We start from the raw sequence: 18,280 nt of genomic DNA, 5'->3' as shown, positions 1-18,280 counted from the left end.
GAGGAGCTGGAATGCGGAGCGAGACGGACATGATGGAGCTTTTTCTGGCGACGGCTCGGGAGGACGAGCGGATTCGAGCTGTCACGCTGGAAGGCTCGCGCACCGATCCGAACGCCGCACCGGATCTGTTTCAAGACTATGATATTTCCTATCTCGTCTCGGATATGGATTCGTTCCAAGCCGATCCGGACTGGATCGACCGCTTCGGCTCGCGGCTGTGGCTTCAAACGCCGGAGGCGATGGAGCTGTTCCCGGCCGAGCTGGGGCGCCGCTTCTCGTACCTGATCCTGTTCGAGGACGGCAACAAGCTCGACCTGACGCTCATTCCGATGGAAGAGGCGTCAGCCTACGCGGCGGAGGACAAGCTGCTGAAGGTGCTGCTGGACAAGGACGGCCTGCTGCCGGAGGTGCCGCCTTCGACGGATGAGGACTACCGGGTCAGCGCTCCGAGCGAGGCTTATTTCCATGATTGCCGCAATGAGTTCTGGATGGTCTCGACCTACGTCGCCAAAGGACTGTGGAGGCGGGAGATCCTGTATGCAATGGATCATCTGAACGGCATCCTGCGGCCGATGCTGCTGCAGATGCTGGAGTGGCAGGCCGGCTATCGGACGGGGTTCTCCGTCAGCGTCGGCAAGAACCGCAAGCGGATCCGGCGGTGGCTGGAGGAGGACGAGTGGGAAGGGCTGATGCAGACATTTCCTGGGGGCAGCGAAGAGGAAGTCTGGGAAGCGCTGTTCGCGGCCGTCCGCCTGTTCCGGCGCTCGGGAGAACAAGTGGCCGCCCGTCTCGGCTGCCGCTATCCGGCAGAGGAGGACGAGCGCATGGCCGCTTATTTGCGGCGGGTGCAGTCTCTTCCCGCGGATGCAGGGCGGTTTTGACGCAATGGGTCGACGGCTTCAATAGCCGGGGCGAATCGAGGGGCGAAAAAGGGCTTGGATGCGCTCGGAAATTTCCCCCGCCAAGAGCAGCGCAAAAGACCCGCCGGACATCGATCCGGCGGGTTTCTCGCTTCCAGCATGCTCGCTTTTTTCGGCTGTCGACCGATCAGTCCGGCAGCATCTCGACCTCGATCGGTCGCAGCGCGTAGCCCGGATAGCTGGTCACGTCGAAGGTGAGCGGCTGCGGAAGCTTCTCCTCGGGAAGCTCCACGAAGATCGTCTGTCCTTCGGTCGGATTGGTGTGGAGGATCATCCGTCCCGTCCCAGCCTCCCGCTTCGTTCCGGATCCATCCGTAAATGTGCTGGAGACGAGGAGGCTGTAGGCGTACAGGCTGTCCCGCTCGTCGAGGCCGGTCAGGCGGAAGGCGAGCACGTTGGACACGTCGAGCTGTCCCTGAAGGAGGGACGTATCCGGCGCTGTCATCGAGAGCCGATCATCCGGCGCTTCCAGCATGATGCGCTTTTCCGTGTCGACGACGATCTGCTGCCCCTTGGCGAACAGGTAGAAGCCGTCGGCCTGCAGCGTCAGCCGCTTCGGCTTCTGAAAGTAGCCGTTCTTAAAGAACAAGACCGGCTCGTCGCCTAAAAAGCCGCCGGTGCTGCGCCACTCGCGCCCGGATTCATCCGTCAAGCGAAGATTCAGCAAGCCTTGGATCTCCATCGTATTGGCGGGATCCTTGCGCAGCTTCAGTTCGAGCTGCAGCGGCGTCTGGCGGGCCGAGACGACGATCAGCTTCTGGCCTTCGATCTCGAGCGTCCGGTTCAGAGGAAACTCGCGAACGAGCCCGGCTGACTTGTTAAGATCGATGTCGAGCGGCACCTCCAGCATGACTCCGGCTTGATTGACACGCAGCAAGACCTGCTCCGGGAGGCGCTCGCCCGGACTCATCTGCACGTCGATCATGTCCGGCTTGCTGTCTTCCGAGCCTTCCGATTCGGAAGATGGCGGCGTATAGCCCGATGAATACCCGGCAGACAGAACCTGGCCTTGCCCGTCCAGCATGCTCAGACGAAGAGGGACGGATTCGAACTCTTGCAAGTTCGTCCGGTAAAAAACGACCAGCCGCCGCTCGTCGGCGACGAGCGCCTCGACGGTCAGCCATTTGCCGTCCTTTTCCGCGGTGCGGCCGACAATCTGCAGCAGATCGCGATCGATCGAGCTGAGCAGGGCGGGATTCTCCCCGATCAGCCGCAGGAAGCCGGAAAGGCTAGGCACGCTGCGCAGCGCATCGGCAAACGCCGGACTGACCTTAGCCGCGCCGGCCGTCAGCGCCAGCAGCGAAATGAGCGCGGCAGCCAAGCCTAGGCCGAGCCTGCGTCTCCGCCTCGGCCGCGAGCGGCGCTTGCCGCGCTCCAGCCCAGCCCGGATCGCCGCTCGCAGCCGCTCGTCCGCCGCGAGCTCCGCATGCTCGGCATCGCTCAACCGCCCGTCTGCCACGAGCTCCGACGGCTCGGCTTCGCTCAACCGCGCATCCGCCGCTCGTTCCGCATGCTCGGCTTCGCTCAACCGCGCGTCGGTCGCGAGCTCCGACGGCTCCGCTCCAGTCGTCCGCCCGCTCTCCCGCCCGCCGGCGGACGAGGCTCCCGCCTCCGCAGGCTCATGCCCGTCCGCCGGGCCTTCTTCCCCTTTGCGTCCAGGAACCTTACGTTCATCCTCCATGCTTGCCCTCCTCTCCCTTCCGCAGCTGTCCGCGCATCTGGCCGAGCGCCTTGTGCAGCCACGTCTTCACCGTGCCCGGCGGCTTCTCCAGCGCGCGGGCGATCTCGGTCAGCGTCATGTCCCGGTGGTACTTCATGCGTACGACATCCCGATACGGCGGCTCCAGCGCATCGACCACCGCCGCCAGATCGAGCCGCAGGTCGGCTTCCCCTGCTTCATCGGCGAGGGGGGCGGCCTCCCGGCCTCGCCGTTCCAGCAGCTCCGCCGCCTCCGCGCTGGGCGGCTGCCTGCGGCTGCGCTTCAGCTCGTCGGCGCAGACGCGCAGCAGGATGCGCACGAGCCAGGTGCCCATATAGTCCGGCTGGCGCAGCTCGCGGCGCTTGAGCCAGGCCCGGCATGCCGTTTCCTGCACGGCCTCGAGCACGTCGTGCTCGCCGGACAGGCAGGCCGAGGCGATGCGCCGCAGCCGATGCCGCTCGGCATCCATCAGCTCGAGGAACGCTTCCTCGTCGCCGGCGGCCGCCCGTCTCGCCAGCATCCTCTTCGATTCAGGCTCTAATGGAATCATAAGCGCTCCTTATCCGGGATTCCCCGTTCGGCGGCCCCTTGGCCGTCTGGCCGGGGCTCCTCATCATTAGACCTGCGAGAGGGGCGAACGGTTTTCCTCCCCGCGCATTTCGATGAGAGTTTATTCATGGAACGCCCTTTCGGCTGGCTCTAGCAAGTCCGCCTTTGTTATACTATCATCGAATCTAGCAAATACTAGTAGAGTGAAAGCCGGGCAAACGGGAAGCAAGTCCCCGCGCGGTAAGGAAGGAGCACGGGAGCATGAAGCTGGTCGTAGAGCCGGAAGCGGCTCGCTGGTATAAGCGGGAGCTGGGCCTGGAGGATGGAGAGCAGCTGCGCGTCTTCGTGCGGCTCGGAGGCTGCGGCAGCGTGCAGCCGGGACTGTCGCTCGGCATCATGAAGGACGAGTCGCGATCCCCGGGCTTGCGGAAGGAGCAGGAAGGACTGGTCTTTTTCATGGAGGAGGACCAGCTGTGGTATCTCGACGCCAAGGAGCTTCATCTCGTCTACGACGAGGCGGAGCGGGAAGCGGTCATCGAGGTGCGGGACGGTCCGTTGAAAGGGGGAGCCGAATGATTTGCAGGCTGACGATGCTGCTGATCGCGCTTCTGCTGGCGCTTCCGGCCTGGACGGCCGGCGAGGCGACGGCGGCGGGCGCGAGCTACAAGGTCGGCACCAAGTCGCTCGCCGTGCGCGAGGACGCCGACAGCGGCTCCGCCGTGAAGGGATACTTGAAGCAGGGCACGGTCGTACAAGTGACCGAGGAGAAATACGGCTGGGCGAAGCTGAGCGGCGGCGGGCTGAAGGGCTGGGCGGCCGCGCACTTCCTGGTGGCGTCGTCCGGCTCCGCCAGCGCTTCCGGCTCCGGCTCGTCTGTGACGACGGCTTCCGCCGCCAAGGACAGCGGCTGGAAGTCCGTCGCCGGCAGCGGCGTGCGGCTGCGCAGCGGACCGGGAACCGGCTACGATGTAGTCGGCAGCGTGACGACCGGCGACCGCGTCAAGATCCTCAAGCAAGAAGGCAGCTGGACTCGCGTCACGACCGAGAGCGGCCAGACGGCGTGGATGAGCAGCCAGTACATCGGGGGGAGCGTGGCCGTCAGCTCCGGCGGCGGGCTCGGTCCGGCGACGGGCTCTTCCCGCGGCAGCCTGCAGGGCAAGCTGATCGCCGTCGATCCGGGCCACGGAGGCAACGACCCCGGCATGATCGGCACGACCCATGGCACCGAGGAGAAGGATCTGACGCTGAGCACGTCCAAGCTGCTGGCGGAGGAGCTGCGCTCGCTCGGCGCGCGCGTCGTCATGACGCGCACCAAGGACGGCGAGAAGCCGGCGCTGCCGGAACGGGTGAAGACCGCCGCCGACGCGGAGGCGGACGCATTCGTGAGCGTGCACTACAATTCCGCCAAAAACCAGGCGTCGGGAACGCTGGTCTTCTATTATTCCAAAAGCAAGGACGCCCCGCTCGCGCATGCGGTGGAGGGGCGGCTGCAAGGACTGAGCCTGCGCAGCAACGGCATCGCCTTCGGCGACTACCATGTGCTGCGGGAGAACCGGCTGCCGTCCGTCCTCGTCGAGCTCGGCTTCCTCAGCAACGCCAAGGATGAGAAGGAAGCCCGCACGGCGTCTTATCAAAAAGCCGCGGCCAAGGCGATCGCCGAGGGGCTTCAGGATTATTTCGCCCGCAAGTCCAGCTGAGCGCCTTCCGGCGCGGCTGACAAAAGAAGGTAGGTCGGACCGATGGATACGAATACGTTCCTCATCATGGGGCTGCAGCTGCTCGTGCTGGCCGGCGTCGGCTTGCTGCTGCTCCGGCGTCCCGGCAGCGGCCGGGGCGGACAGGATGCCCTGATCCGCGAGCTGCGCGCGGAGCTGGAGCGGCTGCGGGCGGAGCTGCGCCGGGAGAGCTCGGAGCAGGCCGCGCAGGCGCGCCAGGAGGCGTCCGCCTCGGCGCGGCAGAGCCGCGAGGAGCTGGCGGCGGCTCTGAACGCGACGAACCGCATGCTCATGGCCAACATGAACGACATGGCCCAGCAGCAGAAGCATTTGCTGGATCATTTTTCCGAGCGGCTCTCGGAGCTGACCCGGGTGAGCGAGACCAAGCTGGAGCTCGTGCGCGGCACGGTGGAGGAGAAGCTGCGCCTGCTGCAGGAGGACAACGGACGCAGGCTCGAGCAGATGCGCGCGACCGTGGACGAGAAGCTGCATGCGACGCTGGAGCAGCGGCTCGGCGAGTCGTTCAAGCTCGTCAGCGACCGGCTGGAGCTCGTGCATCAGGGGCTCGGCGAGATGAAGAATCTGGCGAGCGGCGTCGGCGACCTGCGCAAGGTGCTGACGAACGTCAAGACGCGCGGCACGCTCGGCGAGATCCAGCTCGGCAACCTGCTGGAGCAGACGCTGACCGTCGAGCAGTACGAGCGCAACGCCGCCACGCGGCGCGGCAGCAGCGAGCGCGTCGAATTCGCGGTGCGCATCCCGGACAAGCACAACCCCAAGCAGTGGCTGTACTTGCCGATCGACTCCAAGTTCCCGATCGAGGACTATCAGCGGCTGCTCGACGCGCTTGACGCCGACGACCATGCGGCCGCGGCCGAGTGCTCGAGGCTGCTGGACGCCCGCATCAAGGCCGAAGCCAAGAGCATCCAGGCCAAGTACCTCGATCCGCCGAACACGACCGACTTCGGCATCATGTTCCTGCCGGTGGAGGGCCTGTTTGCGGAGGTGCTGCGGAGGCCGGGCTTGTGGGAATACGTGCAGCGGGAGCACCGGGTCGTCATCGCCGGTCCGACGACGCTCACGGCGCTGCTCAACAGCCTGCAGATGGGCTTCCAGACGCTGGCGATCCAGCAGCGCTCGAGCGAGGTATGGCAGGTGCTCGGCGCGGTGAAGACGGAGTTCGGCAAGTTCGGCGACCTGCTCGACAAGACGCAGAAGAAGCTGCAGGAGGCGAGCAACTCGATCGACGCCGCCTCGGTGCGCTCGCGCGCGATCGAGCGCAAGCTGCGCAAGGTGCAGGAGCTGCCGGCCGGCGAGACGCCGGATCTGCTGCTCGAGGCCGCCGGCGATTAGCCGCTGCAGGGCTTGGATGCGGACTTCGGTCCGCCGAGGATCAGCAGGCGGCAAGGAATCAATTGAAGGCCCGGGCAGGCGGGCGATCAGCAGGCGGCAGGCAATCCATGAAGGCCCGGGCAGGCCGGGATGAAGGAGGCGCTGCGCATGGGCGGCATCGTGAATCTGCTCGCGACCGGGTACCGGGCGCATGAGCTGAATATTTTCAACCAGAAGCATGAGGCGATTCCGTACATCAAGGCGGCGGCGACGAGCCGGCTCGTGCCGCTGCTGGAGGACGGCCTGGAGTGGCTGCTGTCCCCGGGCGGCTACGGCTTCGACCTGTGGGCGGTGGAGGCGGCGCTGGAGCTGAAGCGGGACTATCCGCAGCTCAAGGTGTCGATCCTGACCGCGTACGCGAACGTCGACGAGAAGTGGAAGGACGACCGCAAGCTGTACTACGAGGAGCTGCTGCGCCAGGTGGACCATCATGCCAGCGTCAGCAAGCAGTCGTACGAAGGCGTCTGGCAGCTGACCGCCCGTGACAGCTTGCTCGTGCGCAAGAGCGACGCCATGCTGCTCTTTTACGACGAGGAGATGGGCGAGGGCAGCCCGCGCTACTTCAAGGAGCGCGCGCTGAAGCGTCAGGAGACGGGCGACGATTACCCGCTGCTCACGATTTCGGCGGAGACGGTGCAAAGCATCGCCGACGACGCTCGGAGCGCGGCGTTCGAGTAGAGGTCGCGCTATGAATCCAAGGCAGATTTGTGCCTTGGATGTTTGATTTCGGGCCGAATCTGGTGGATCCAAGGCAAATTTGTGCCTTGGATGTTGAATTTCGGGCCGAATCTGGTGGATCCAAGGCAGAATTGTGCCTTGGATGTTTGATTTCGGGCTGAATCTATGAATCCAAGGCAGTTTTGTGCCTTGGATGTTTGAATTTCGGGCCGAATCTACGGATCCAAGGCAGTTTTGTGCCTTGGATGTTTAATTTCGGGCCGAATCTATGAATCCAAGGCAGTTTTGTGCCTTGGATTATGAATTTCGGGCCGAATCTATGGATCCAAGGCAGATTTGTGCCTTGGATGTTTGGTTTCGGGCCGAATCTATGGATCCAAGGCAGATTTGTGCCTTGGATGTTTGGTTTCGGGCCGAATTTATGGATCCAAGGCAGATTTGTGCCTTGGATGTTTGATTTCGGGCCGAATCTACGAATCCAAGGCAGAATTGTGCCTTGGATGTTTGATTTCGGGCCGAATCTGGTGGATCCAAGGCAGATTTGTGCCTTGGAATGTTTGCGTCCCCAAAACGTCTCGCGAGGCGCAGCGCTCGTCGTCCTTCACCTTGCCCAAGCCGATCGGCATAAAGTAGGGCAGAATCCACTTCAACCGGGGCAGGTGGGAGAGGCGTGCAGAGCGACATCGAAACGGACGGACAGCCGGCGGACGGCTGGCATCATTCCACGAGCATGGAGCGTTCGCTATTAGGCCGTCTCGTGAACCGCAGGAACAAGGTCAAGGCCGAAAAGCCGCCCAAATACATTCCCAAGCAGCTGGTCGGCGCCGAGGCGCTCAGCCCGGTGTCGCTGCAGCTCAGCTTCAGCAAGCCGCTCGCGCCGGAGGAGCTGGAGGCAGCTCCGGCTTACCTCAAGCTCAGCGGCGGCTTGCAGGTGACGGGATGCCCGCGCCTGAAAAACGGCTCCCGCGCTTCCTACATCGTGCCGACGAGCCTTCAGCAGCCGGGCAAGCGCTACGCCTGCGCGTTCCGGGGCGGCGACAAGCTCGGCTTCCGCGCCGGCGTCGACCGGATCTTTTTCCGCCGCGCCGTGGCCTGCGCCTACGATACGGTCGAGCTCGCGGCATCGCTCGGCGATGCGGTGGTAGACGTGGGCAGGGTGACGGAGGCGGTACGGCCGGAGCTTGCCGGGAGCGGCTTCGAGCTCAGCGCCGACAATGTGTTCGAAGGACGATACTATCAAATCGTGCCGCCGCTCGACGGGCTGACCGTGCAGATCTCGCCCGAGCGCGGCCAGACGCTCGAAGCGACGTATATCCCGGGCACGCAGCTCGCGTCCGCCCGCCAAGCGCCGCGCTTCCGGCTGCCTGCCGGCTTCGCGTTCACCTCTGGCCAGCGGTATGCAGTCAGCGCGGAGTGGGCGCGGATCGGCCAGGACGAATTTACCGCCCCGGCCTATCGGCTGCCCGCGCCGCCGCACTCCGCGTCGCCGCACTCCGCGCCGCCGCACTCCGCGTCGCCGCACTCCGCGTCGCCGCACTCCGCGTCGCCGCACTCCGCGTCGCCGCACTCCGCGCCACCGCACTCCGCGCCGCCGCACTCCGCGTCGCCGCACTCCGCGTCGCCGCACTCCGCGTCGCCGCACTCCGCGTCGCCGCACTCCGCGTCGCCGCACTCCGCGCCGCCACATTCCGCGCCCATGCTGCCATCGCCAAAACTTCCTGCGCCTGCGCCGGAGCGGCTGCGGCCGCTGGCCGCGCTGCCGGCTCCCTCGCCAGCCAGGCGGAGCTCGAATTAGTCCGCTTCGACGGCAGCGACCGGGTATTACTTCAGGTTTGACGTTTGTTTTTTCAAGGATGTGCCGGAGGGGCATTCCCCTTCGGCTGTTCCTTGTCCTATACTGGGCTTGCGATCGCTGGCATGGGAGCGGCATCACGGCGCAGGCAGCACGACTCTCGACCTGCGTTTCTGTAAACGATTACAGGAACGCGCCTCCGCATGCTCGGTCTTGGTATCGATTACATTTACAGAGGAGGCTTCATGCAGTGATGAAACCGAGTATCCCTTCTGCGCAGCAGCGCGGATCCGGAGGCGGCCGCGCCAGACCGCCGGAAGCGAGAAAAGGCAAGGCGAAGCGCTGGCTGTCCGCGCTGACGGCCGCGGCGCTGGCCGCAGGCATGCTGCCGGCAGCGACGTCGGCGGCGCCCGAAGCCGGAACGCTGCCCGCTTATTACAACCCGGCGCTGACGCCGGAGAAACGGACCGAGGATCTGCTCGCCCGCATGACGGTCGAGGAAAAGGTCGGCCAGATGGTGCAAGCGGAGCGCGCCTCGGTGACGCCGGAGGACGTGCGGACCTATCATCTCGGCTCCGTGCTGAGCGGCGGCGGCTCGTTCCCGAACGGCAAGCAGGCCGACAGCACGCTGGAGAACTGGACGGAGCTGTACGAGAGCTACCAGAACGGCGCTCTGTCGACGCGTCTGGGCATCCCGCTGCTCTATGGCGTCGATGCGGTGCACGGCCACAACAACGTGAAGGGAGCGACGCTGTTCCCGCATAACATCGGGCTGGCGGCAGCGGGCAGCGAGGAGCTGGCCGAGCGGGTCGGCGAAGCGGCCGCGGCCGAGATCCGCGCCACGGGCATCAACTGGACGTTCGCGCCGGCGCTCGCCGTCGTGCAGGATATCCGCTGGGGCCGCACCTACGAAGGCTTCGGGGACAGTCCGGAGCTGGCGGCCAAGCTCGGCGCGGCGTACATCAGGGGGCTGCAGGGCGAGAAGCCGGAGCAGCTCGCCGACCGCGAGCATGTCGTCGCTACGGCCAAGCATTTCGTGGGAGAGGGCTATACGGCAGGCGGCGTCAACCAGGGCAACGTCACTGCTTACAGCGAGGAAGACATCTGGAAGCTGGAAAAGCCGGTCTACGAAGCGGCCGTCAAGGCCGGCGTCGGCACGGTCATGGCTTCCTACCACAGCATCCAGGGGCTCAAGATGCACGCCAACGAGCGGCTGCTGCAGGACAAGCTCAAGGGCGAGCTCGGCTTCAAGGGCTTCGTCATCTCCGACTACAACGCCATCGATCAGATCACGCGGGACTCGGCCGGCAACGCGGTCAGCGGGCTGAAGGCCCAGGTGCGCACGGCGGTCAACGCCGGCGTCGACATGATCATGGAGCCGGATAAATGGAAGCAGGTCTACGCCGATCTGAAAGCGCTTGCCGAAGAAGGCGCCGTGCCGATGTCCCGCATCGACGACGCCGTCACGCGCATCCTGACGGTGAAATTCCGCTCCGGCGTGTTCGAGCAGCCTTACGGCGACCGCGACATGCAGCAGGCGTTCGGCTCGCAGGCGAGCCGCGCCGTGGCGCGCGAGGCCGTATCCCGCTCGCTCGTGCTGCTCAAGAACGATCCCGTGCGCGGGGCGGACGGCGTCGAGGCGCCGATCCTGTCGCTGCTGCCGACGATGAAAAATCTGCTCGTCGCCGGCAAGAACGCCAACGACATCGGCCGCCAGTCGGGCGGCTGGTCGATCACCTGGCAGGGCTCGGCCGGCGCGATCACGCCCGGCACGACGATCCTCGAGGGGCTGCAGGCGGCCGCCAAGGCAGCCGGCGCGACGGTGACGTTCAACGAGCACGGCCGCGGCGCGGCCGGCAAGGACGCCGCGATCGTCGTGCTCGGCGAGAAGCCGTACGCGGAAGGCAGCGGCGACGCCTCGAGCCTCGATCTGGACACGGAAGACCAGGCGACGCTGGACAACATCCGCGCGGCGAATCCGGATCTTCCGGTCGTGCTCGTGCTCGTCAGCGGGCGTCCGATGACGGTCGCGAAGCAGCTGGACCAGGTGCAGGGCCTCGTCGCGGCCTGGCTGCCCGGCACGGAAGGCGCGGGCGTAGCCGACGTGCTGCTCGGAGAGCGCGAGTTCGAGGGCAAGCTGCCGATCCGCTGGCCGTTCGAGCTGAGCGCTTACGCCAAGCCGGATCCGGGAGCGGAGGAATTCCTTTTCCAGACCGGCTATGGTCTTCAAAAGAACCAGGCGACTCCGCCGCTGCCGGAAGCTCCGCAGCCGGAGACGCCGGAAAATCCGGGCTATGTGCAGATCGAGGCGGAATCGTTCGTCGCCCAGTCCGGCATCCAGACGGAAAAGACGCAGGATGCGGGCGGCGGCGACAACATCGGCTACATCGACGATGGCGACTGGACCGAGCACGAGGTCGAGCTCGAAGGCGGCCTGTATGACGTCGAGGTCCGCTACGCCAGCTGGGGAGACAGCTCCGGCCTCCGGATCGTCGACGGCAACAAGCAGGCGAGCGCGACGATTCCGCTGCCGCGCATCGCCAGCTACCAGGACTGGGGCTCGGCCAAGGCCAAGGATATCGAGCTTCCGGGCGGACCTTGCAAGCAGAAGCTGCGCCTCTCGTTCCTCGGCGGCAGCTTCAACCTCAACTGGGTGAAGCTGACCCGCACGGGCGACGCGCCGTCGCCGACGACGGTGGTTTGCACGGAGGAGCCGGGCGGCCCGGGCACGCCGATCGAGCCGGAGATCGTGCAGGAGGACGCGGTGCAGAGCTGGATCAGCCGCGAGCGCGATCCGGGCGACATCCGCTGGTACTACGCCCCGCGCTGGCAGGAAGGCGACAGCAAGCTGGCCCCGCAAGCCCCGCTTGACGTCGTGAAGCCGAACGAGGCGGCAGGCGAGGTCATCGAGCTCGATGCGGACACCGCCTATCAGTCCATTTTCGGCATCGGCTCCTCCATGGAGGAATCGACCGTCGGCAATCTGATGAAGATGTCCCCGGAAAAGCGGCATGAGCTGCTCGTCCAGCTGTTCGACAAGGAGAAGGGAGCCGGCATGAGCCTCGTGCGCGTCACGATCGGCACGGCGGACTTCACGGGACAGCCGTTCTATTCCTACAACGACCTGCCGCCGGGCGAGACCGACCCCGAGCTCAAGAAGTTCTCGATCCAGAAGGACCGCGACCTCGGCATCATCTCCACGCTCCAGGAGATCCAGGCGATCAACCCCGACGTCAAGTTTTTCGGCTCGCCGTGGAGCGCGCCGGGCTGGATGAAGACGACGGGCAGCATGATCAAGGGCGAGGTGCTGGAGCCGTACCTGCCGGTTTACGCCGATTATCTGGTGAAATTCGTGCAGGCGTACGGCGACGAAGGCATCCCGATCGAGATGCTGACGATGCAGAACGAGCCGCTGCTCGAGATCGAGTATCCGAGCACGAAGATGAGCTGGCAGCAGCAAGGCCGCCTGGCCGCGCTGCTGCGGGCGAAGCTCGACGCCGCCGGCCTCGGCGAAGTGAAGATCCTCACCTTCGACCACAACCCGGGCGACACGATGGCGTATCCGGCGCAGCTGCTGCGCGATCCGGCCGCCTACGCGGCTGTCGACGGCACGGCTTTCCATGACTATGGCGGAGAGCTGAGCGAGATGACTAGGCTCAAGGAGCTGTTCCCGGAAAAGAACGTCTACCTGACGGAGCGCGCCGTCTGGGGCACGCAGGGAGCGGACCGCATCGCGCAGTACTTCCGCAACTGGGCGCGCAGCTACAACTCGTGGGTCGTCATGCTCGACAGCGACATCCGCGCCCACCAGTGGACAGGCGTGCCGGATCCGACGCCGGTCATCCAGGACTCCGCAGACCGCGACCACTACTGGCTCGCGCCGGAGACGTACTTGATGGCGCAGTTCTCCAAGTTCGTCCTGCCGGGCTATGAGCGGATCGACAGCAATTACGGCAGCAAGGACACCGTCACCAACGTCGCCTTCCGCAGTCCGGACGGCAAAAAGATCGTCGCGGTGCTCATCAACCAGACGGCGTCCGACCAGCCGGTCAAGCTGCTCAGCGACGGCACGCAGATCAGCGCGGTCGTGCCGGCCAAGTCCGTCGCCACCTACAGCTGGACCCGTCCGGAGCTCGGACGGACCGCCCCGGGCCGCTTCGCGGCGTCAAGCTTCGACCGGGCCGAGGGCTCGTATTCGGCCGACGCGGCGACAGGCGTCGTCGACGGCCTGAACGCCGACCCGGCGCAAGGCCAGGCGGCCTTCGACTACGGCGTGAACGTGCGCAAGGCCGGCCGCTACACGCTCGACCTGAGCTATGCGGGACAGCCTGCGGACGCCTCGGTCACGGTAAAAGCCGGCGGCGCGACGGCCGCCTATGTGCCGGTTACGCGCGATACGTACGGCGAGTTCGCCGCTGTCCGCGTCCAGCTCGACCTGCCGGCCGGGGAGCAGCAGCTGCGCCTTGAGGCCGCGGGCACCGGCTACCGGCTGCGCGAGCTGCGCCTGCAGCCTGCAGCCGGCGAAGCGGCGCTGCCGCAGCGCGTCGAGGCCGAAGCGGCCTCCAGCACGGCGCATGCGCTGCTGCTCGAGGCTCCGGCAGGCGCATCCAAGGATGCGGTCAGCCTGCACGGCGGCAGCGAGCTGAACGTCCGCGTTTCCGCCCCGGAATCGGGCCTGTACCAGCTGCAGTACCGCTACCGCACGGAGTCCGAGGCCGATGCCACGGTGAGCTGGTCCGTCTACGGGGGCAGCCCGATCCACAGCGACGCGCTGCCGGCATCGTCCGCGTGGACGACCGCATCGGGCACGATCCGCCTCAGCCAGGGAGCCCAGCAGCTGCGGCTGACGGCGGCGGATGGACCGCTCGCGCTCGACTGGGTGCAGCTCGGGCCGGTACTTCAGGTGAAAGACAACCCGCGCCTCATCGCCGTGCCGGGAACGGCTTCGGCGGATGATTACGCCGCGATGTCCGGCTTCAAGCCGGGAGCCGGCGGTTCAGCCGACGGCCGCCAGCTCGGCGAGTCGGACGCGGGCGACTGGGCCGACTATCGCTTGGCCGTGCCGGAGGCCGGACGGTACACGGTGACGCTGGAGCTGCAGTCGCAAAACGGCGGCATTGGCGCGTTCAGCCTGAAGCTCGGCGAGTCCGTGCTGGCGACGTACGGCGTGCCGCAGATTTACAACAACTGGATCACGGTGCGCAAGACGATCGACCTGCCTGGCGGAGAGCAGACGCTGCGGCTCGCTGCGAACGTCGGCGGCTTCAACGTCGGCTCGCTGGCGGTCGAGCCGCTGCGCCCGCAGATGGCGGGAGCGGACGGAGCGCTGCAGCTCGAGGCGGAGAGCTATTTCGACGCCGACCGCAACGCGATCGAGACGAACCGCAGCTCCGGCACGGCCAACGTCGGCTATACCAATGCCGGCAACAAGCTCCATTATGGAGTGGACGTGCCGCAGGCCGGACGTTATAAAGTCACTTACCGCTATGCGACGCAGCAGTCCGGCGTGTCCGCGGCTCTGCTCGCGGACGGCCAGTCCGTCGGCGCGGTTTCGCTGCCGTCCACCGGAGGCTGGGGCACGTACCGGGAGGTCTCGGGCATCGTCGCCCTTCCGGCCGGACCGCAGCAGCTGTCCGTGCTCATCCAAGGCGACGGCTTCAACCTCGACTGGCTGCGCCTCGCCCCGACGGACGAGGAGCCGGCCGTCCAGCCGGAGCGGGCGGCCATCGCCAAAGCTTCGCTCAAGGCCGGCAAGCACGCCAAGCCGCAAGCGGTGACGCTGGCCAGCGGAACGGCGGATGCCGCCGTCTACTACACGCTGGACGGCAGCCTGCCGAGCGCGGAGAGCGGCAGGCGCGCCGACGGTCCGATCCAGGTGGAAGGCACGGTCGTCATCCGCGCCGTCGCCGTCAAGGCCGGCATGGACGCCAGCTTCGTGTCCGCGTTCACTTATGTGACCGGTCCGGCTGATCCGCAGCCGAGCACGGATCCGGGCACGTCGCCGCAGCCGAGCGAGTCGCCGGGCTCATCGCCGACGCCGAGCGCGGGACCTACGGCCACGCCGGAACCGACCGGCGGTCCGATCGCGACGCCGGCGCCAAGCGCGTCTCCAAGCGCTTCGCCGACCGCCTCTCCCGGCGGCAGCCTGACCTCCGGCCAGCCGAAGCTCGACGCGGCTTCCGGCATCGCCTCCGTCGCGGTCAGCCAGGCCGAGCTCGACCAGGCCGGCTCGGCGGGCGGCAAGATCACGATCAACGTTCCATTCGTGGCAGGGGCGACAGGGTACACGGTCATCCTGCCGGCCGAAGCGCTGCGCAGCGGCGCCTCCAGCATGGAGCTGCGCCTGCCGAACGGCACGCTGCTGCTGCCGGCCGGCTGGCTCCAGGGAGCGGCGCTGGCCGGAGCCGACGTCCGCTTGACTCTCGCGGATGCGGCGGACCGCAGCGCCCTCACGGCGGGGCAGCAAGCCGCTTCCGCAGGCCTCCCAGTCTACCGCATCAGCCTGGACAGCGGCGGCAAGCCGGTCGTGCCGGCCGCATCACATCCTGCGGCAAGCGTCTCCGTGCCGGCCAAGCTGGCCGGCCAGGCGCTGGCCGACTCCCACCGCATCGCGGTGCGGCTGCTGGACGGCAGCCGGTCGCTCCCGGTTCCGAGCGGCCGCTACGTCGCCGGCGCCGGCGCTGGCAGCGGCAGCGTGAAGTTCGATGTCCGGGCATCCGGAACCTATGCAGCCGTTCTTTCCGGCGCCGAGTTCCGCGACCTGACCCGGCATGCTTGGGCGCAGCAAGCGATCGAGGCGCTGGCAGCCCGCGGCATCGTCCAAGGCGTGGACGAGCAGCGCTTCCAGCCCGGAGCTGAGGTCCGCCGCGCCGACCTGCTGCTGCTGCTCGTACGCGCGTTCGAATTCTCCGCCGATGGCGAGGCATCGTTCCGCGATATTCCGGCAGGAGCCTATTATGAGGAGGCGGCACGCATCGCCAAGCTGCTGGGCCTGGCCCAAGGCCGCGAGGACGGACGCTTCGATCCGCTCGCGCCGGTCAGCCGCCAGGAGCTGATGACGCTCCTTGCCCGCGCGGCCGAGCTGGCCGGAGAGCCGCTTGAGCCTGCTGCGCTCTCCAGCCTGGCGGCCTTCCGCGACAGCGGCTCCGTCGCGCCGTATGCAGCCGCGAGCGCGGCGGCGCTCGTCCAGGCCGGCATCGTCGGCGGCGACAACGGCGCGCTCAAGCCGCAAGGCACGGCCAGCCGCGCGGAAACGGCAGCGATGCTCTATCGCCTGCTGGAGCGCAGCTGATCTATTTGAGCCGGGCGGACGGGCTGAACGCCAAGTCAATCCGCCGCCCCGACACCGACTCCATCGCAACGCCAAAAGCCCTTTCCCGCTTGAGCGGGAGAGGGTTTTTGCGTTGCTCGGCTCCGTGCCTGCATGAGGTCAAGTCCGCCTGCATGAGGTCAGGTCCGTTTGGACGAGGCGCGGTTGCGAGTGCGGGTGCGCTTTTTCGGAGCCGGCTTGGCGGCAGCGGAGCGGCGGGTGCGCTTGCCGCCGCCAGGCTTGACTCTCGGACGGCTCGCCCGAGCGGGAGGAGCGCCACGGCGGGCAGGCTCAACCACCCGATCAGGCAGATTTCCCGCCCGATCCGCGGCCTCTCCCGAGCCGAGCCCTGCCCCGGCGCTGTCTGTCTCTCCCGAGCCGAGCTCCGCCTCCGCGTCGTCTGTCCCGCCCGAGCCGAGCTCTGCCCCCGCGCCGTCTGTCCCGCCCGAGCCGAGCTCAGCCCCAGCGCCCGGCGCCTCGTCCGGGCCGTCCGCGGCCGCATCGGATCGTTGCGGATGCGCTCCTGCAGCCTCTTCGCCGGAGCTCTCCGCCGATCCGTCCGCTTCGCTGCTCTTCTCCGCCGCCGGGACATCCGCCTGACCGCTTTCCTTGGCGGATGGCGCGGCAGCCGACATCATCAGCTCCATCGGTCCGGGATACAGGAACGGCTCCTCGCTGCCGCTGCGGACCGGAAAGCGGAGCTCCTGCACATAAGACGGCTCCTCCATCGGCTGGACGGAGAGCCACTGCATCTCATCTTCCGATACGCTTTGCTTCACTACGATCAGATGCATCATGAAGTGATGGGCGACGTTCATCTGGCTCTGCCGCAGCAAGGACAGCTCATGCGGCTCGTACATGCCTTCGTATTGCGGATAATAAAAGAACTCGAGCCGCACGAGCCGCAGGTCGGGCGCTTCCTCGCCCTGCAGCGACCAGCTTCTCTCGGCGCAGAAGCGGTATTCGTCCGGATCGACGTAACAGACCGGGTGGGACGTCCAGTATCGGGGAGACTGCTCGCTCAGAAGCGAGCGGTAAGCCGGGTTCGCCAGATGCGACGAGGCATGCGCGTAGGGAGCGGCGATGCATACGACAGCTCCATGGCGGCAGACGCGATAAAGCTCCTTCATCAGTCGGAGCGGGTCCGCCGAAAATTGCGCGCTGTCCGCCAGCATCGCGAAGTCGACCGAATCGTCGCTCAGCGGCAGCGGCGTGTCGAAGTCATGCACCAAGTCGACATCCGGCAGCCCGCGCGTATCGATGCCTATGCAGCCTGGATGCTTGGCCGCGCCGCAGCCCAGATCGATCCTCACATCATCTCATCCTTTGCAAGAAACGGGTTCGTACAGTCTATTCCGCCTGCGCGCCATCCGTTTATGCGAACGCCTTTCCGGGCCGTCTATTCCTCGATGTGTGAAAAAGAAAAGAAAAAATGATGGGCTTCCTGGCCGGGAGAGGCCGGCTTGCTATGCTCGCGGATGAAGTCCTGGATCATTTCGACGAAGGCCTCGGACTCTTCTTTGTTCAGATAGAGGTCGCTGTTCAACACCGTGCCGATCCGCTTCTTGCCGGAGCTTTGATTGTCCAGATATTTCTGCTTGCTGGCGTCGAACATGCGGGCGACGAGCTTCTGCGCTTCCGATGCGAAGACGGTGCGGATCGATTCGTCGACATCGTCTCGCCTCACCTGGACGCTCCCCTCGAACGCCTTGTAATATTTCGCGGTAATGCCGTTGATCAGGCGCGTCTCCTTCAGCTCGAGGAGGCCGATGCTCTCCAGCTTGCGGGCATGATAGTACACCTTGGCCGGCACCTCGCCGAGCTGGTCGGCGATTTCCTTGATCGTAGACGGCTCCGTGGCCTTGTAGAACTGGTCCAGGATCTTCATGCGGTATGGATCGGAGAAGATGCGGATTTCCTCGATCGTCTTGAGCACTTTCGTTTCGATGGCGGCCACTCCTGACTGCCCGGAGGCGGATGTAGGTTCCAGTATACTATATTTTCATGAAGCTCTTGCGGGTGAGCAGAAAGAAAGCAGGCAGCACCATCAGCAAGCCGGCGCCGAGGTAGAGCGTCTCGACCGGAACGAGGCTTCCCACCGCGCCTACCGCGATCGCGCCGACCGGCAGCAGCGCCGAGGAGATCATCGAAGAGAGGGAGCTGACGCGTCCTAGCATCCCGGCAGGCGTCACTTCCATCATATACGTCGAGAGCGGGGTATTGATG

12 protein-coding genes (1 of these 12 cut by a window edge) are annotated in these 18,280 nt (G+C 66.2%); 7 read left to right on the top strand and 5 right to left on the bottom strand.

What is annotated here, in order from left to right:
* The first annotated feature begins 11 nt into the window (after positions 1-11).
* A complete protein-coding gene (locus NYE40_RS19920) occupies positions 12-881 on the top strand; it encodes an aminoglycoside 6-adenylyltransferase (RefSeq protein ID WP_028598816.1) in 870 nt (289 codons plus the stop codon).
* A gap of 166 nt (positions 882-1,047) precedes the next feature.
* On the opposite strand, the gene NYE40_RS19915 is transcribed toward NYE40_RS19920, so the two are convergent.
* Together NYE40_RS19915 and NYE40_RS19910 are read right to left on the bottom strand one after the other, a co-directional pair.
* The gene (locus NYE40_RS19915; RefSeq protein ID WP_153784226.1) at positions 1,048-2,601 is read right to left on the bottom strand and encodes a DUF4179 domain-containing protein; all 1,554 of its coding nucleotides are present in this window, start codon (positions 2,599-2,601) and stop codon (positions 1,048-1,050) included.
* Complete coding sequence (locus NYE40_RS19910; RefSeq protein WP_228551686.1) at positions 2,591-3,169, bottom strand: sigma-70 family RNA polymerase sigma factor; 579 nt, start codon at positions 3,167-3,169, stop codon at positions 2,591-2,593. The genes NYE40_RS19915 and NYE40_RS19910 overlap by 11 nt, the downstream gene beginning before the upstream one ends.
* Before the next feature lie 260 nt (positions 3,170-3,429).
* Between NYE40_RS19910 and NYE40_RS19905 the strand changes: the two genes are divergently transcribed.
* The 6 genes from NYE40_RS19905 to NYE40_RS19880 all read left to right on the top strand — a co-directional run bounded on the left by NYE40_RS19905 (position 3,430) and on the right by NYE40_RS19880 (position 16,036).
* On the top strand, positions 3,430-3,744 hold the full coding sequence (locus NYE40_RS19905) for a hypothetical protein (RefSeq protein WP_153784224.1): 315 nt from the start codon (positions 3,430-3,432) through the stop codon (positions 3,742-3,744).
* Complete coding sequence (locus NYE40_RS19900) at positions 3,741-4,865, top strand: N-acetylmuramoyl-L-alanine amidase (protein WP_153784223.1); 1,125 nt, start codon at positions 3,741-3,743, stop codon at positions 4,863-4,865. The genes NYE40_RS19905 and NYE40_RS19900 overlap by 4 nt, the downstream gene beginning before the upstream one ends.
* Positions 4,866-4,907: 42 nt before the next feature.
* Entirely contained in the window at positions 4,908-6,236 is a 1,329-nt protein-coding gene (gene rmuC, locus NYE40_RS19895; protein ID WP_228551683.1) for a DNA recombination protein RmuC, read from the top strand.
* A gap of 156 nt (positions 6,237-6,392) precedes the next feature.
* Positions 6,393-6,953, top strand: a complete 561-nt coding sequence (locus tag NYE40_RS19890) for an SLOG family protein (RefSeq protein ID WP_153784789.1) — start codon at positions 6,393-6,395, stop codon at positions 6,951-6,953.
* A gap of 670 nt (positions 6,954-7,623) precedes the next feature.
* Positions 7,624-8,748, top strand: coding sequence for a hypothetical protein (locus tag NYE40_RS19885; RefSeq protein WP_339278831.1), 1,125 nt, complete (start codon positions 7,624-7,626; stop codon positions 8,746-8,748).
* Positions 8,749-8,998: 250 nt separating this feature from the next.
* Positions 8,999-16,036: a glycoside hydrolase family 3 N-terminal domain-containing protein gene (locus tag NYE40_RS19880; protein WP_153784222.1), complete on the top strand. Its 7,038-nt coding sequence runs from the start codon at positions 8,999-9,001 to the stop codon at positions 16,034-16,036.
* Positions 16,037-16,194: 158 nt separating this feature from the next.
* Here the strand turns inward: NYE40_RS19880 and NYE40_RS19875 are convergent, their stop codons facing one another.
* From NYE40_RS19875 to NYE40_RS19865, 3 genes are all read right to left on the bottom strand, one after another.
* Positions 16,195-17,367: a methyltransferase domain-containing protein gene (locus NYE40_RS19875; protein ID WP_339278830.1), complete on the bottom strand. Its 1,173-nt coding sequence runs from the start codon at positions 17,365-17,367 to the stop codon at positions 16,195-16,197.
* Between the two features lie 86 nt (positions 17,368-17,453).
* Positions 17,454-18,011: a helix-turn-helix domain-containing protein gene (locus tag NYE40_RS19870; RefSeq protein ID WP_228551682.1), complete on the bottom strand. Its 558-nt coding sequence runs from the start codon at positions 18,009-18,011 to the stop codon at positions 17,454-17,456.
* A gap of 37 nt (positions 18,012-18,048) precedes the next feature.
* Positions 18,049-18,280, bottom strand: partial view of an MFS transporter gene (locus NYE40_RS19865; RefSeq protein ID WP_153784220.1) — the 3' portion only. The gene runs 1,055 nt beyond the window's last position; 232 of the gene's 1,287 nt are visible here — the last part of the coding sequence; its start codon lies off the right edge, out of view; its stop codon occupies positions 18,049-18,051.

This window comes from Paenibacillus sp. FSL W8-1187 (assembly GCF_037965485.1).
Lineage (GTDB): Bacteria > Bacillota > Bacilli > Paenibacillales > Paenibacillaceae > Paenibacillus_O > Paenibacillus_O pasadenensis.
This window is presented reverse-complemented; position numbering and strand designations above follow the sequence as displayed.

Excerpts from the sequence above, each read along its gene's own strand:
- NYE40_RS19910 (WP_228551686.1), bottom strand. The coding sequence starts at position 3,169 with ATGATTCCATTAGAGCCTGAATCGAAGAGGATGCTGGCGAGACGGGCG.
- NYE40_RS19920 (WP_028598816.1), top strand. The coding sequence starts at position 12 with ATGCGGAGCGAGACGGACATGATGGAGCTTTTTCTGGCGACGGCTCGG.
- NYE40_RS19915 (WP_153784226.1), bottom strand. The coding sequence starts at position 2,601 with ATGGAGGATGAACGTAAGGTTCCTGGACGCAAAGGGGAAGAAGGCCCG.
- NYE40_RS19880 (WP_153784222.1), top strand. The coding sequence starts at position 8,999 with ATGAAACCGAGTATCCCTTCTGCGCAGCAGCGCGGATCCGGAGGCGGC.
- rmuC (WP_228551683.1), top strand. The coding sequence starts at position 4,908 with ATGGATACGAATACGTTCCTCATCATGGGGCTGCAGCTGCTCGTGCTG.
- NYE40_RS19900 (WP_153784223.1), top strand. The coding sequence starts at position 3,741 with ATGATTTGCAGGCTGACGATGCTGCTGATCGCGCTTCTGCTGGCGCTT.
- NYE40_RS19905 (WP_153784224.1), top strand. The coding sequence starts at position 3,430 with ATGAAGCTGGTCGTAGAGCCGGAAGCGGCTCGCTGGTATAAGCGGGAG.